Origin of the sequence: Chthonobacter albigriseus (assembly GCF_013839445.1) — a bacterium.
Taxonomy (GTDB): Bacteria; Pseudomonadota; Alphaproteobacteria; order Rhizobiales; family Pleomorphomonadaceae; genus Chthonobacter; species Chthonobacter albigriseus.
Window position 1 is genome coordinate 98,093 of the sequence record NZ_JACDIT010000001.1, and the last position, 13,374, is coordinate 111,466.

14 protein-coding genes are annotated in these 13,374 nt (G+C 66.7%); 6 read left to right on the forward strand and 8 right to left on the reverse strand.

All coding sequences use genetic code 11. From position 1 onward, the window contains the following. The first annotated feature begins 29 nt into the window (after positions 1-29). The gene (locus HZ321_RS00435; RefSeq protein WP_181699126.1) at positions 30-890 is read left to right on the forward strand and encodes an SDR family oxidoreductase; all 861 of its coding nucleotides are present in this window, start codon (positions 30-32) and stop codon (positions 888-890) included. A 32-nt stretch (positions 891-922) separates the two neighbouring features. Here HZ321_RS00435 and HZ321_RS00440 read toward each other — a convergent pair whose 3' ends face one another. The 6 genes from HZ321_RS00440 to HZ321_RS00465 all read right to left on the reverse strand — a co-directional run bounded on the left by HZ321_RS00440 (position 923) and on the right by HZ321_RS00465 (position 6,433). Beyond that, positions 923-1,930, reverse strand: a complete 1,008-nt coding sequence (locus HZ321_RS00440) for a hypothetical protein (RefSeq protein ID WP_206682707.1) — start codon at positions 1,928-1,930, stop codon at positions 923-925. Positions 1,931-2,064: 134 nt separating this feature from the next. Continuing rightward, positions 2,065-2,589, reverse strand: a complete 525-nt coding sequence (locus HZ321_RS00445; protein WP_181699128.1) for a dihydrofolate reductase family protein — start codon at positions 2,587-2,589, stop codon at positions 2,065-2,067. 121 nt (positions 2,590-2,710) lie between these two features. Continuing rightward, positions 2,711-3,304, reverse strand: coding sequence for a hypothetical protein (locus tag HZ321_RS00450; protein WP_181699131.1), 594 nt, complete (start codon positions 3,302-3,304; stop codon positions 2,711-2,713). A 136-nt stretch (positions 3,305-3,440) separates the two neighbouring features. Beyond that, the gene (locus tag HZ321_RS00455; RefSeq protein ID WP_181699133.1) at positions 3,441-4,415 is read right to left on the reverse strand and encodes a magnesium transporter CorA family protein; all 975 of its coding nucleotides are present in this window, start codon (positions 4,413-4,415) and stop codon (positions 3,441-3,443) included. 149 nt (positions 4,416-4,564) lie between these two features. Continuing rightward, positions 4,565-4,753 (reverse strand): hypothetical protein, encoded by a 189-nt coding sequence (locus HZ321_RS00460; RefSeq protein ID WP_181699135.1) that lies wholly within the window; start codon positions 4,751-4,753, stop codon positions 4,565-4,567. Between the two features lie 297 nt (positions 4,754-5,050). Then, entirely contained in the window at positions 5,051-6,433 is a 1,383-nt protein-coding gene (locus tag HZ321_RS00465; protein ID WP_181699138.1) for an aminotransferase, read from the reverse strand. A gap of 202 nt (positions 6,434-6,635) precedes the next feature. Between HZ321_RS00465 and HZ321_RS00470 the strand changes: the two genes are divergently transcribed. From HZ321_RS00470 to HZ321_RS00480, 3 genes are all read left to right on the forward strand, one after another. Beyond that, positions 6,636-8,255 carry a long-chain-fatty-acid--CoA ligase gene (locus tag HZ321_RS00470; protein ID WP_181699140.1) on the forward strand — a complete coding sequence of 540 codons (1,620 nt, stop codon included), beginning with the start codon at positions 6,636-6,638 and terminating at the stop codon, positions 8,253-8,255. Positions 8,256-8,349: 94 nt separating this feature from the next. Then, a complete protein-coding gene (locus HZ321_RS00475) occupies positions 8,350-9,432 on the forward strand; it encodes a M48 family metallopeptidase (RefSeq protein WP_181699142.1) in 1,083 nt (360 codons plus the stop codon). A gap of 13 nt (positions 9,433-9,445) precedes the next feature. After that, positions 9,446-10,354, forward strand: a complete 909-nt coding sequence (locus HZ321_RS00480; protein ID WP_181699144.1) for an MBL fold metallo-hydrolase — start codon at positions 9,446-9,448, stop codon at positions 10,352-10,354. Positions 10,355-10,357: 3 nt separating this feature from the next. Here HZ321_RS00480 and HZ321_RS00485 read toward each other — a convergent pair whose 3' ends face one another. Both HZ321_RS00485 and HZ321_RS00490 read right to left on the reverse strand, forming a co-directional pair. Next, positions 10,358-11,158, reverse strand: coding sequence for a DUF1499 domain-containing protein (locus HZ321_RS00485; protein WP_181699145.1), 801 nt, complete (start codon positions 11,156-11,158; stop codon positions 10,358-10,360). Further along, the gene (locus tag HZ321_RS00490) at positions 11,151-12,134 is read right to left on the reverse strand and encodes a DnaJ C-terminal domain-containing protein (protein WP_181699147.1); all 984 of its coding nucleotides are present in this window, start codon (positions 12,132-12,134) and stop codon (positions 11,151-11,153) included. The genes HZ321_RS00485 and HZ321_RS00490 overlap by 8 nt, the downstream gene beginning before the upstream one ends. Before the next feature lie 258 nt (positions 12,135-12,392). Here HZ321_RS00490 and pdxH point away from each other — a divergent pair, with 258 nt between their 5' ends. Beyond that, entirely contained in the window at positions 12,393-13,010 is a 618-nt protein-coding gene (gene pdxH, locus HZ321_RS00495) for a pyridoxamine 5'-phosphate oxidase (RefSeq protein ID WP_181699149.1), read from the forward strand. Between the two features lie 57 nt (positions 13,011-13,067). Further along, positions 13,068-13,313: an exodeoxyribonuclease VII small subunit gene (locus HZ321_RS00500; RefSeq protein WP_181699151.1), complete on the forward strand. Its 246-nt coding sequence runs from the start codon at positions 13,068-13,070 to the stop codon at positions 13,311-13,313. Positions 13,314-13,374: the final 61 nt, after the last annotated feature.

Consider the following 13,374-nt stretch of genomic DNA (forward strand, 5'->3'; position numbering starts at 1 on the left):
CGGATAGGATGCGAGGAGACGTCCGGGCCATGACCACACTTCAGGGAAAAACGCTCTTCATCACCGGCGCGTCGCGCGGGATCGGGCTGGCGATCGGCCTTCGCGCAGCCCGCGACGGAGCCAACGTGGTCATCGCGGCGAAGACATCCGAGCCGCATCCCAAGTTGCCGGGCACGATCCACAGCGCCGCCGAGGAGATCGAGAGAGCCGGCGGCAAGGCACTGCCGCTGATGGTCGACATCCGGGAGGAGGATCAGGTCGTCGGAGCGTTCAAGGCTGCGGTGGAACGGTTCGGAGGCGTCGACATCGTCGTCAACAACGCCAGCGCCATCCAACTGACCAAGACGCCCGACACGGACATGAAGCGCTTCGACCTGATGCACCAGGTCAATGCCCGGGGGACCTACCTGGTCTCCAAGACGGCCCTGCCCTACCTGGAGAAGGCCGAGAACCCCCATATCCTGATGCTGTCGCCGCCGCTCGACATCCGAGAGCGTTGGTTCGCGCCGCACGTCGCCTACAGCCTGGCGAAGTACGGGATGAGCCTCGTGGCGCTCGGGCTCGCCGGTGAACTCCGGCCGAAAGGGATCGCGGTGAACGCGCTCTGGCCGCGCACGACGATCGCGACCAGCGCGATCAAATACGTGGTGGGTGAACCGCTGATGCGGATGAGCCGGACGCCGGAGATCATCGCCGATGCGGCGCACCTGATCTTCACTAGGGAGGCGCGGGCGTTCACCGGCCAGTTCCTGATCGACGACACCTTCCTGGCGGAGAACGGCGTCACCGACTTCGACCGATATCGCGTGGATCCGACCAGCCGGCTGCAGGAGGACTTCTTTCTGCCCGCCGATGTCCCGGCGCCCGCCTCGCTCGGACCGGCAGCCTAGAAGGCGGCGCGGCGGATGTCGTCAGGGCCCTGTCATGGCGAGCGGGCCCTGCCGCTGTCGGGGTTATCCATCAGCGAGGACGTATCCACGGCTTCGAAATCGGATCCCTTGATCCGGCTGAACTCCTCGGCGATCCGCTCGTCCTGCCAGCGCGGGTCCGGGGCGCCCGACAGGAACCATGGCATGCCGTTGTCTGCCAGGATCATGCCATAGGTCTTCAGTGCCTGGAGAATGACCTGCACCTCGGGCGAGAAGCCGTCGAGGCTGACATCCGCCTTCAGGCGGAAGCGCTGACCCATCGGCGGCAGAAGCGGGCTATCGTCGTCCGACGCCTTGTGCCGGGCCGGCCAGACGTGGGCTGCTCGGGTGCGCGGTGCGGTGAAGCGAAGCGCATGCCGGATATCGCCGAGGCCGACAGCCTCATCGTGGCGGACGAGACCCGGGAAGATCGGCAGGCCGGCCGCGTCGGCACTGGTCCAGCCGTCGGGCCGCAGTTCGTTGCTTTCCAGGTCGAAGCGAGCAGCCGAGACCGCGTTCCAGCTTCCATCCGGCTGGGGCGCAGCCTTGTAGAGTTCGAACAGCGTACAACTCCCTTCCTGAACGACAACCACATGCCGGTCGCTGCCAGCTTCCGCAGGCATCTCGGTCGGCGCGTCCGGGGGGATCGGATAAGGGCCGGAATCGCTTTCCTCGGGAATGGGAATCTCGCCGTCGGAAGGCGCGAAACGGATCGGAACACCCGGCTGGTTCATGGGAACCACGACAAAGGGGATGCCGAAGGGTTGGCCGGTCGCACTGCCGGATCCGAAATCGGCGTGAAGCGGCTCGTCGGACCCGATGCTGCCGACGAAATCAGCCGAGCGCGGGTCCACCGGCAACCGGTCGATACGGACATTCCAGATGTTGTCTGCCGGGAAGACGGGACATGTCCCTATCGCGGGTGCCGCGTCCGCCAGCGCCGTGGTCGCCGTGCCGACCCATAGCATCGCCGCGATGGTCCATCCCTGCCAGCCGGCGTCGACCGCATTCATGGCGTGCATGCCACCCCCCACTTCGGTGCGCCACACAACGTCGTGTCACCTACAACGCTAGCACGACACCGGGCCGGGGTGATCCGCCATATTGACGATCAATCGCATAGTTTTCCGAATGACCGTCGCGCACTGTGGCCGGTTTATCGACGCTTGTAGGCGAGGCGGACGACGCCGCCTCCAATGTCGCCGGCTCCGACGAGGTCGAGTCGGCCGGACCGGCCTCCGGGGAACATGCGGATGCCCTCCCCGACCAGTTCCGGCACCACGAAGATCTCCAGCAGGTCGATCGCGCCACGATCGAGAAACGCCTGTTGAAGCAGGCCGCCGCCGAGGACCCAGACGTCGCCGGGCGGCAGTTCGGCCGAGCGGAGTTCCTCGATGAGGTCGTCGACATCCCGGTGCCAAGGACTAAAGCCGCGCGGCAGGATCCCCGGGTCCGTGCCGGTCACCACGTAGCCTCGCCGGCCTTCGTAGAAGCGGTCGTGTCCATGCCGCCGCACGGTCTCCCAGGTTCCGCGGCCGCTGACCACCGTACCAATCGCCGACCAGAACTCGTCCCAGACGGGGCCTTCGGCAGGGTACTTCTCCAGGAAACGGACCTCGCCGTCGGGTTCGGCGATGAAGCCGTCGACGCTCACCGCCATGTAGCCTCGGATCCTGCGCATCTGATGCCTCCTTCATTGGGAGGCGTTGTCTCACACGGTGGCGACAGATCGTGTCAGTGGCAGGCCCAACCAAAAATGCCCCGGCGTTGCCGGGGCATGGGATCTTGACGATGGCTTGGGATCAGGCGGCGACAGCGCGGCGGCGCCAGGCCAGGTAGCCGGCGAACGCCATAAGAACGGGCAGGCCAGCGCCCGCGATGGGGCCCGGAACGGCCGTGATGTTCACGTCGTCGAACTCGAACGCGCCCCGATCGGAGGACGAGGTGAAGGTGACGACGTTGAAATTGGACTGTGTGGTCAGCCCGACGCGGAAAGTCGCGCCGGAGCCGATCTCCGAGCCGTCGATGGAAGCGACCACCTGCTGGCCCACGGCCTTCGCCGTATCCCAGAACTGGACGAGATTGTAGTCGTCCGGTGTGCCCCAAAGAAAGTCCACGGCGTTCGAGTAGCTGGTCAAGAACACGGCCAGCTGGTTCGCCTGGACCGAGAAGTATTCCAGACCGTCGGTCAGCCGCGGGTTGGTGGTGTTGCTCGTGCTGCTGGTGAAGACGTCAAACAGACCGAAGCTGGGAAGCAGCGTCGAACCGTCGGGCGCATCCGGCTCCAGCGTTGCGGAGACCGACGCGATCCCGTTCTGCGCCGCCGTGGCGAAGGTCACAGGGGCGAGCAGAGTGGAGACCGCGATTGCAGCGACCGCGAGCGTTTTCGACGACATGTCACGGACCTTCCGATAGCCAACGAATCATCTGAACTCAGAATTAACATGGCTCAGGAATCGCACGGAATGGCTTTCGCGATCGCCTCCGCATCCATCGCGTGATCGCCAACTTATGTTGCGCCGCTACATCAGGTCAGAGCCAGCCGCGCCAGCGGAAGACCACGAAAGTCACGACCGCGGACGCGACCATGAAAAGAAGGGCGAAGGGGTAGCCGAGCGTCCAGTGCAGTTCCGGCATGACGTCGAAGTTCATGCCGTAGATCGAGGCGACCAGGGTCGGCGGCATGAAGATCACCGCCAGAACCGAGAAGATCTTGATGATCGAGTTCTGCTGGATGCCGACAAGGCCGAGGGTGGCATCCAGGAGGAACGTGGTGCGGTCCTCCAGGCCGTGGCCGTGGTCGACGAGCGCCTGGACGTCGCGCAGCATGGTCTTCAGCCGGGCGCGGCCATCGCTGCCGATACGCGCGAGCTCGGACTTCTCGCTCAGGAAGAGGAGCAGCCTGGACAGGCTGGTCAGGCTTTCCTGGATGTGGCCGAGCCGGATGCCCTCGCGGCCGATATTGCGCAGGGCGGCACGGTAGTCGACGGAGGTGGCGTGCTCGGTGCCTGCCTCGAAGATGTGGCGGCCTATGGCTTCTGTGCGGTCGCTTGAATGTTCCAGGACGTCGGCCAGGCGATCGATCGCAGCTTCCAGAAGCGTGACGAGGACGCCAACTCCCGTCTGCGGCTTGGCGTTCGGCTTCAGAAGGCGGGCGAGCGCGACGGCGATGGTGCCCGGTTCGTCATAGCGAAGCGTGACGAGGCGGTCGCCGGCGAGGATGAAACTGACCGCCGTGGTGCCGGGATCGGAGCTTTCCGACCGGCAGAGCAAGGCGGCGGTCAGATAGATGACGCCGTTCTCGAAGGACAGGCGGCTGGAGGGCTCGATCTCCTCCATCTCCTCGCGCGTGAGGAGTTCTGCGCCGATCAGCGCCTCGACAGTCGCCTCCTCGTCGCGGGTGGGGCGAAGGAGGTCGATCCAGACGGCGTTCGGGTCGATGCCGGAGGTCGAGTCGCAGCGGACACGCTCCAGGTCGTTGCCGACCGGCACGAAAGCTTCGATCAAAAGCTCGCCCCCTTTCCCGCTCTCAAGGGAATTGCGGCCGCATGTGCCGTCCAGCGGTTTACCGCCCGACGCAGCCGCAAGCTTCAGGGGCAGACCCTATCGCAGCGCAGCAACGATTGCGCGACGAAATGTCCGTGCAGGAGACCCGCTCAGTCCTCGTAATCGAAGATCGCGGCCTGCTGCTGGGGGGCCTTCTCCTTGTCGCGACGCTTGAACATGGTCGCGGCCGAAAGCGCCGGAATTCCGATGGTGCGGTACTGCTCGCACAGGTCCTGCTTGGAGCCCTGTTGCTGCTGTTGCTGCGGCTCACCTTCGCTGACGCCGTACTCCGTCTTCATCTTCAACCCCTGGACCAGAGCTCCGGCGAAAAAACTACGCCTGCCCGGCACGCTTTTCTGAATGTTGCACACATTACGAGACCAACGATCTGGTTCACGTTGTTCGCGTGCTTAAGAAATACGCGTCGGAATCGGGCGGAACAAGGGCATGCCGGCTAAGACTTTCTGCGTGGTAAACCTGAAAACGGCCGTTGTTGCGGCAATGCAACAAGTGGAAGCCGTCTCTTAACGAAAGGTAAAGGCAGTCTTGAGCCGAACCGGGCGGCGCAAGACTTCCCAGGCCAAGCAACCACGCAATCAGGCGGTGCGCAGCGATTCGCGCGACACCCAGGCCTCGCCATCGTCCAGGGTCCGCTCGATCCGGTCGAACAGTTCGTCGATCTCATCCTCGGTGATGATCATCGGTGGGCAGACCGCCAGCGTGTCGCCGATCGCGCGGATGATGACGCGGTTGGCCTCGCCAAAGCGGGCGAGCCGGCCGCCGACGCCGAGTTGCGCCGGGAAGGATCGTTTGGTCGCCTTGTCGGCCACCAGTTCGATGCCGCCGACGAGGCCCTTGAATCGCGTCTCACCCACAAGGGGATGGTCGCGCAAGCGGGACAGCCGGCGGGCGAACTGCGGGGCGAGGTCCTGGACACGGCCGACAATGTTGCGGCGCTCGTAGATCTCGATGGCCTTGACGCCGACCGCGCAGCCGAGCGGATGGCCGCCGTAGGTGTAGCCGTGGCCGAAGGTGCCGATCTTGGCCGCCTGCGCCTCGAAGGCCTCGTAGATCCAGCCGGGGATCAGGACGGCGGAGAGCGGGACATAGGAGGCCGTCAGCTGCTTGGCGACCGACATGGTGGTGGGGCGCATGCCCATCGTGGTGGCGCCGAACCAGTTGCCGGTGCGGCCGAAGCCGCAGATCACCTCGTCGTCGATGAGCATGATCTCGTGCTCGTCGAGGATGGGCTGGATGGCGGCGAAGTAGCCCTCCGGCGGGACGATCACACCGCCTGCGCCCATGATCGGCTCGGCGATCATGGCGGCGATGGTCTCGGGGCCTTCGCGCTCGATGAGGTCGCGCAGGTTGGCGGCGAGACGCTGGACGAAATCGTCCTCGCTTTCGCCGGGCTCGCCGTAGCGGTAGTGGTGCGGGCAGTCGGCGTGCAGCACGCGGTCGACGGGCAGGTCGAAGTCGCGGTGGTTGTTGGGCAGGCCGGTCAGCGAGCCGGACATCACGGTGACGCCGTGATAGCCCTTGATGCGGCTGATGATCTTCTTCTTCTCGGGGCGGCCGAGGGCGTTGTTCAGGTACCAGGCGAGCTTGACCTGGGTGTCGTTGGCCTCCGAGCCGGACGAGCAGAACAGCACCTTGTCGATCGGCACCGGCGCGATCGCCTTCAGCTTCTCGGCAAGCTCGATGGCAGGCTCGAAGCCCTTGCCGCCGAAGAGGTGATAATAGGGCAGCCGCTTCAGCTGCTCGGTCGCCGCCTCGATCAGCTCCTCGTCGCCGAAGCCGAGGCCGGCGCACCAGAGGCCGGCCATGCCCTCGATGTACTCGTTGCCCTGGGTGTCGGTGACGTAGATGCCCTTGCCGCTCTCCAGGACCAGCGGCCCGTTCTGCCGCAGGGTGTGGAGCGGCGTGTAGGGGTGGAGAAGGGCCTCCACATCGCGGGTCTGCACATTGGTCAGCGGCATCACGGCCTCCGAATCGGCGAGTGTCCAGGCTTCCATAGCACCGCAGGCAAGCGGCCACACGGTGACCAAACAGCCGGGCCGATGCTGTCCGGCGTAAAGGATCGGCTGCGAATAGCGCTTGCCAAACGCTTACGTAAACGGAACCATGGCGGTCAAAGGCGCGACGAACAGACGCCAAGAGGACACGCCAGGGGGAGACGTCATGCTCGGTCTGATGCAGGACTGGCCGCTGCTTTGCAGCAAGATCATCGACCATGCCGCCACCGTCCATGGCGGACGGAACATCGTCTCCCGATCGGTCGAGGGTCCGATCCACCGGACCACCTACGCGGAGGTCCGGACGCGCGCCCGTCAGGTGGCAAAACGGCTGGAGAAGCATGGGATCCGCCTGGGCGATCGGGTGGCAACGCTGGCCTGGAACACGTGGCGGCACCTGGAGGTGTGGTACGGCATCACCGGGCTCGGCGCGGTGTGCCACACGGTCAATCCGCGGCTCTTTCCGGACCAGATCGCCTGGATCATGAACCACGCGGAATCGCGCATCCTATTCGTGGATCTCACCTTCCTGCCGCTGGTGGAAAAACTGAAGCCGAGCCTGCCGCTGGTGGAACAGGTGGTGGTGCTGACCGACGCCGCGCATCTGCCCGAAAACAGCGTCGGTGCCCTGCCCTATGAGAGCTGGATCGCCGAGGTGGACAGCGATTTCGCCTGGCCCACCTTCGACGAGAATACGGCGGCGGGGCTCTGCTACACGTCCGGGACGACGGGCGATCCGAAGGGCGTGGTCTATTCCCACCGCAGCCAGGTCCTGCACGGGTTGCTGGCGGTGATGCCGGACACGCTGAACCTCTCGTCGAGCGCGACGGTGCTGCCGGTGGTCCCCATGTTCCACGCGAACTGCTGGGGCATCGCCCACGCGGCGCCCATCTCCGGCGCGCGGATCGTGTTTCCCGGTCCGAAGATGGACGGCGCGTCGATCCACGAGCTGCTGCAGGACGAGAAGGTGACGCACACGGCCGCCGTTCCGACGGTGTGGCTGATGCTGCTGCAGCACCTGGACAAGACAGGAGGCAGCCTGGACTTCCTGAAGCGCGTGGTGATCGGCGGCTCCGCAGCGCCGAGGTCGATGACGCAGGCGTTCCGCGACCGGTTCGGCATCGAGGTGATGCACGCCTGGGGCATGACCGAGACCAGCCCGCTCGGCACGGTGTGCTCGCTGAAGCCGGAGGTGGCGGACATCACCGGCGACGAATGGCTCGACCTGAAGGAGAAGCAGGGCTTCACGCCCTTCATGGTCGAGATCGAGGTGACGGACGACGAGAACCGACCGCGGCCGCACGACGGCACCACCTTCGGCCGCCTCAAGGTGCGCGGGCCGGCGATTTCGCGCGGCTACTTCAAGATCGGGGATGTGGTGGACGAGGACGGCTGGTTTGATACGGGGGACGTGGCGACCATCGATCCACTCGGATACATGCAGATCACCGACCGGTCCAAGGACGTCATCAAGTCGGGCGGAGAGTGGATCTCGTCGATCGACCTGGAGAACATCGCGGTCGGCCATCCCGACGTCGCCGAGGCGGCGGTGATCGGCGTTCGGCATCCGAAGTGGGACGAAAGGCCCCTGCTGGTGATCGTCGCCAAGGAAGGCCGGTCGCCGACGCGGGAGTCGCTGCTCAAGTTCTTCGAGGGCAAGATCGCCCGCTGGTGGATGCCGGATGACGTGGTGCTGGTGGACGAGATCCCGCATACGGCGACCGGCAAGATCAAGAAGCTCACGCTGCGCGAGCAGTTCAAGGACTACCGGCTGCCGACGGAGTGAGGCAGCGTCGTCGCTCTTGCGGAACGTCGGCAACGGTGACATGCCGGCCCGGCGGTCGCACACTGGCGACCGGAAGTCGAATCGCGGGTCGGGCATGTGGATCGAGGGGCGGGCCGTCTACAAGCAGGGCACGGTGTCCCAGCCGCGCAGCGTGACGATCGCGATCGACGTGCGCGGGCTGGCGATCCGCACGCTGACCGGTGAGGACCTTGCCCAGTGGCCGTTCCGTTCGCTGGTGAAGTCCACTTCCGGGCCGCTGGTCATCCGCCACCGCGACGGCACCGACCGCGTCGAGATCCAGGATCCACGGACGCGGGCTGCCTTCGAGGCGGTCCTGAAGGCGATCCCGTCCGCGGACGAGAGCCCGGGCCGGTCGCTTGCCGTCTCCGCGATGATGGTGATCGCCTTTCTCGCCGCGCTGACGGCCGGCGCGGTTTGGTCGATCCGTTCGCTGGCCGAAAGTCTGGCGCCGATGGTTCCGGCCGAGATCGTGGAGGTCATCGACGCCTCCAGCGTGGAGATGGTGCTGGACGTGCTGGGCTCGTCGCCGGCCCTCCGCTGCGACAGCGTGGACGGAGCGATCGCGATCAACCGACTGGCCGACCGCCTCACGATCGCCGGCCGGGCGCGGACGATGTCGCTGGACATCCAGGTCTACAAGGGGACGGTGGCGAACGCGGTTGCGTTGCCCGGCGGGACGATCATCGTCACGGACGCGCTTCTGAAGCGGGTGCGGATCCCTGACGCGTTCGCCGGCGTGCTGGCGCACGAGATCGGGCATGTCCATCACCGGCACGGCATGACGGCGCTGTTGCGGGAAGGTGGTCTCATCCTGGCGCTTACGCTTGTCACGGGCGATGCGTCGAGCATCGCCACCGGCACCGTGCGGCTACTGGTGGGCGCCGCCTATTCCCGTGAGGCGGAGAGCGAGGCGGATGCGTTCGCCGTGGAAGCCCTGGCGGGAGCCGGGGGCGATCCGAAGGCGCTCGGGCCGTTTCTGGTCGATCTCGCCAGCGACGAGCCGGAGCCGGGCGGCCTGTTGTCGCTGCTTGCCAGCCATCCGCTCTCGGCCGACCGTCGCCGCGCGATCGAGACCCTAGCGGCGGAAAGCCCCATGGCGGAGGGATCCTTGATCCTCGATGAGGATTGGGCAGACATCCGCACCATGTGCGACTGACCGGAGACAGGCGATGGCGCTTGCGTTCGACAGGAGCTTCGACCCGGCCTACGGCGAAGCGGTGGAGATTATTCCGGGTGTCCGCCGGCTGACCGCGAACAACCCCGGCGGCTACACCTTCCACGGGACGAACACCTATCTGATTGGCACGAATTCGCTGGTGGTGGTGGATCCCGGCCCGGAGGACGAGGCCCATCTGGCGGCCATCCTTCATGCGGCGGGCGGCGCTGCGATCAGCCACATTCTCGTCACCCATACGCACCGCGACCACTCGCCGGGCGCGACCGTGCTCGCCGATCGGACGGGCGCGCGGCTGGTGGGAGCCGGGCCGCACCGCTTCGCCCGGTCGCTGCACCTCGGAGAGACCACCGAGCTCGATGCCTCGGCCGACCTGACGTTCACGCCAGACGAGCCTATCGCGGACGGCGACATCATCGCGGCCCCGGCAGGTCTGGTCCGGGCACTCGCGACACCAGGCCATGCCGCGAACCACCTCTGCTTCGCGCTGGAAGGCGCGGGCCTGCTGTTCTCGGGCGATCACGTGATGGCCTGGTCGACCTCGATCGTCGCGCCGCCTGACGGCTCGATGGCCGACTACATGGCCTCGCTGGACCGGCTGCTCGGCGAAGCGGAGACGACGTACCTGCCCGGACACGGCGCTCCGGTTCAGAACGCGCATCACTTCGTGCTCGGCCTCAAGGAGCACCGGCACGGGCGGGAGGTTGCGGTCCTCGGCGCGCTGGCGGACGGCGCGCAGTCGATCCCGGAGATCGTGGCCGCCGTCTACCGGGACACCGACCCCAAGCTGTGGGGCGCAGCCGGACTGTCGGTGTTCGCGCAACTGGAATGGCTGGTTCAAAAAGGGCTTGTCACCACCGACGGCGAACCTCTGCTCGGCGGTCGATACGCTCCGGCTTCGTGAGCTTCAGTCGGCGGGGCGGGTCAGGATCTCGTCGAGTTTGGCGTAGAAGCCGCGGATGCGTCGGGCGTTCTCGCCGAGGTCGTGGATCGGCAGGCGGCTTGCCGACCGGACGTCGACCCGCGAGCCACTCGGATCGGGCCAGATGCGGATGACGGCGTCCTCGGGAACCGCGAGCACCAGCGTGCGGGCTTCGGTCTCGATCATGCCGGGGTCGCCCTCAGCCACGGGCTCCTCTTCCGCCAGGATACGCCAGCCCAGTTCAGTGGCCGCGGTCCGGGCAAGGGCATGCGCCTCCACGGTGGAGAGCGACAGCCGCCGGGGCACGATATCCGGATAGGCGGCCTGCTGGAGGCGGGCGGCCTCGTCGCCAGTCGCCGATCCCGCAAGCAGCGGCTCCATGGCCGCCGGCCGGACGCGGAACTCGGGCCGCTGGGTGAGGTCGGTGGAGACCTCGGACAGGTTCGGGTAGACCGCGATCGCAGCCCCGGCGCCGGCGAAAGGCGCGAGCACCATCACGCCCAGCATCAGCGATCCGAAAGCCGAGCCGAAGCCCGGGGCTGCGTCGCGCCAGACGTCGAGCAGCGAGAAGGTCGTCACGGCGAGGCCGATCAGCGCGATGACGGCCACCGCGGCCAGCGTGGCGTAGAGCGTGACGGTGTCGATCAGGTCGAAGCGGCGGGCCAGCACCGCCTGGACCATCACCACAAGAGCGAACAGGATCAATCCGCGCGCGACCGTGGTGCCGCGCGCGGGCCGTGGCGGCAGCGGCTTCAGCATGGCGCGCGTCGGTCCGTCATCAGGCATCCCCGCGGGGATTGTAGGGCTTCATCTCGCGCCAGCGCTTCATCAGTTGCTCCAGGCCGGCATCCGCGCCGTCGGGCAGCACGATGCGGGGCGTGAGGTAGAGGTCGCCGCGGTTGCCGGCCTTGTCGGGCAGACCCTTGCCGCGCAGGCGAAGCGCCTTCGCACCGGTGGTGCCGGCCGGCAGGTTCATCTCGACGGCGCCTTCCAGGGTCGGCACGCGCACGCGGCCGCCTAGCACGGCCTCGTCCAGCGACACCGGGAGGTCCAGGCGAAGGTTCACGCCGTCCGGGCGGAACTGCGGGTGGGGCTCGTAGACGAGGATGACAATCGCGTCGCCGGGCGGCTCGCCACTGCCCTGCCCTTTGAGGCGCATCTGCTGGCCGGGCTCGAAGCCGAGCGGGACCTTGACGTCGAGCGTCTTGCCGCTCGGCAGCAGGACGCGGACCTTGCCGGACCCGACCAGATCCTCCAGCCGGACCTTGGCGGTGACCATGACGTCGGCGCCCTTGCGAGGCCCGCCTGCAGCGCGGCCCGGCGCTTCTGCGCCCGGCTCGAAGCCGCTTTCAAAGGTGGTGCGTCGGCGGCCGCGCGCAGCACCGCCGGCACCGGCGCCGCCGGCCCGGGCGAAGCCAGCGAAGGCGTCGCCGAAGATCTCGTTCAGGATGTCCTCGGACGCCCGGTCGCCGCCGAAGCCGGCGGTGCGGCCGCGCGCGCCGGCGCCCTGGCCGAAGCCTTCGAAGCCCTGGAACCGAGGCTTGCCGTCAGCGCCGATCTCGCCGCGGTCGAACTGGGCACGCTTTTCCTGGTCCCCGATGATCTCATAGGCGGAATTGATTTCGGAGAACTTCTCCTGGGCCTTGGGATCGTTCGCGTTGGCGTCCGGATGGTACTGCTTGGCAAGCTTGCGGAAGGCCTTCTTGACCTCCGCCTCGCTCGCGCTCCGCGGCACGCCCAGCACGTCGTATGGGTCGCGCATGTCTAATCCATGTCCTTTCGGGCGGGATTGAAGCCGTCCCCCGACGGCTCCGTTGCTTGCCCACCATGTGGTGTCCGGACGCGAAACGTTCCAGTGGGCCGGAAGCGGGCGTGCCGGTCCGGTCCGACGAATCTCGGCCTCTTCGTGCAATCCTATCAGGACGCCGGCACAGCAACACGCCGCAGTTCCGGCCAAGGGTGTTTCCAGTGCGGCCGGCACGGACTATATCCGCACGACCTCCTCCGGATCCGGACCGCCATGAGCACCGACACAGCCGCCCCGACCGACTTCACGCTGGCCGACGAGCCTTACGCCCTGTTCCAGGCATGGATGAAGGACGCCGAAGCCTCGGAGCCCAATGATCCCAACGCCATGGCAGTCGCGACCGTGGACGAAAGCGGGCTGCCGAACGTGCGGATGGTGCTCCTCAAGGGCTACGATCCGCATGGCTTCGTCTTCTACACCAACTACGAAAGCCAGAAGGGGCGGGAGATCCTGTCCGCCGGAAAGGCGGCGCTGCTGTTCCACTGGAAGAGCCTGCGCCGGCAGATCCGGATCCGCGGCCCTGTCGAAGCGGTCAGCGCCGAGGAGGCGGACGCCTACTACGCGTCACGGCCGCGCGACAGCCGGATCGGGGCCTGGGCATCGCGCCAGTCGCGGCCGCTGGAGAGCCGGGTCGCGCTGGAGAAGGCCGTGGCCGAGTACGCGCTGAAATATGCCATCGGCGAGGTTCCGCGCCCGCCGCACTGGTCGGGTTTCCGCGTCAAACCAGCTACGATCGAGTTCTGGCAAGACCGGCCGTTCCGCCTGCACGACCGCGTCGTGTTCACCCGCGCAGCGGACGGCGCGTGGGAAAAGTCGCGCCTCTACCCTTGATCGGCAGCGCCGCTGCTGCTCCAAAGGACGGCTCGAAGCCAACGGATCGGAATTCCCATGACCGCTGCCCCCGACGTCAAGACCCTCACCTTCGAGCAAGCGATGAAGGAGTTGGAAGGCATCGTGACGCGCCTAGAACAGGGTTCGGTGCCCTTGGAGGAGTCGATCACCATCTACGAGCGGGGCGACGCGCTGCGTACCCATTGCGACACGCTGCTCAAGGCTGCCGAAGCCAAGGTGGAGAAGATCCGCCTTTCGGCCGACGGACGCGCGAGCGGGACGGAGCCGCTCGACGTCAACTGAGCTTCGAGCCGGCTCAAGATGGTCTGAATTGATGCTTAGCCTGCCGGCTGTTATCTCCTTT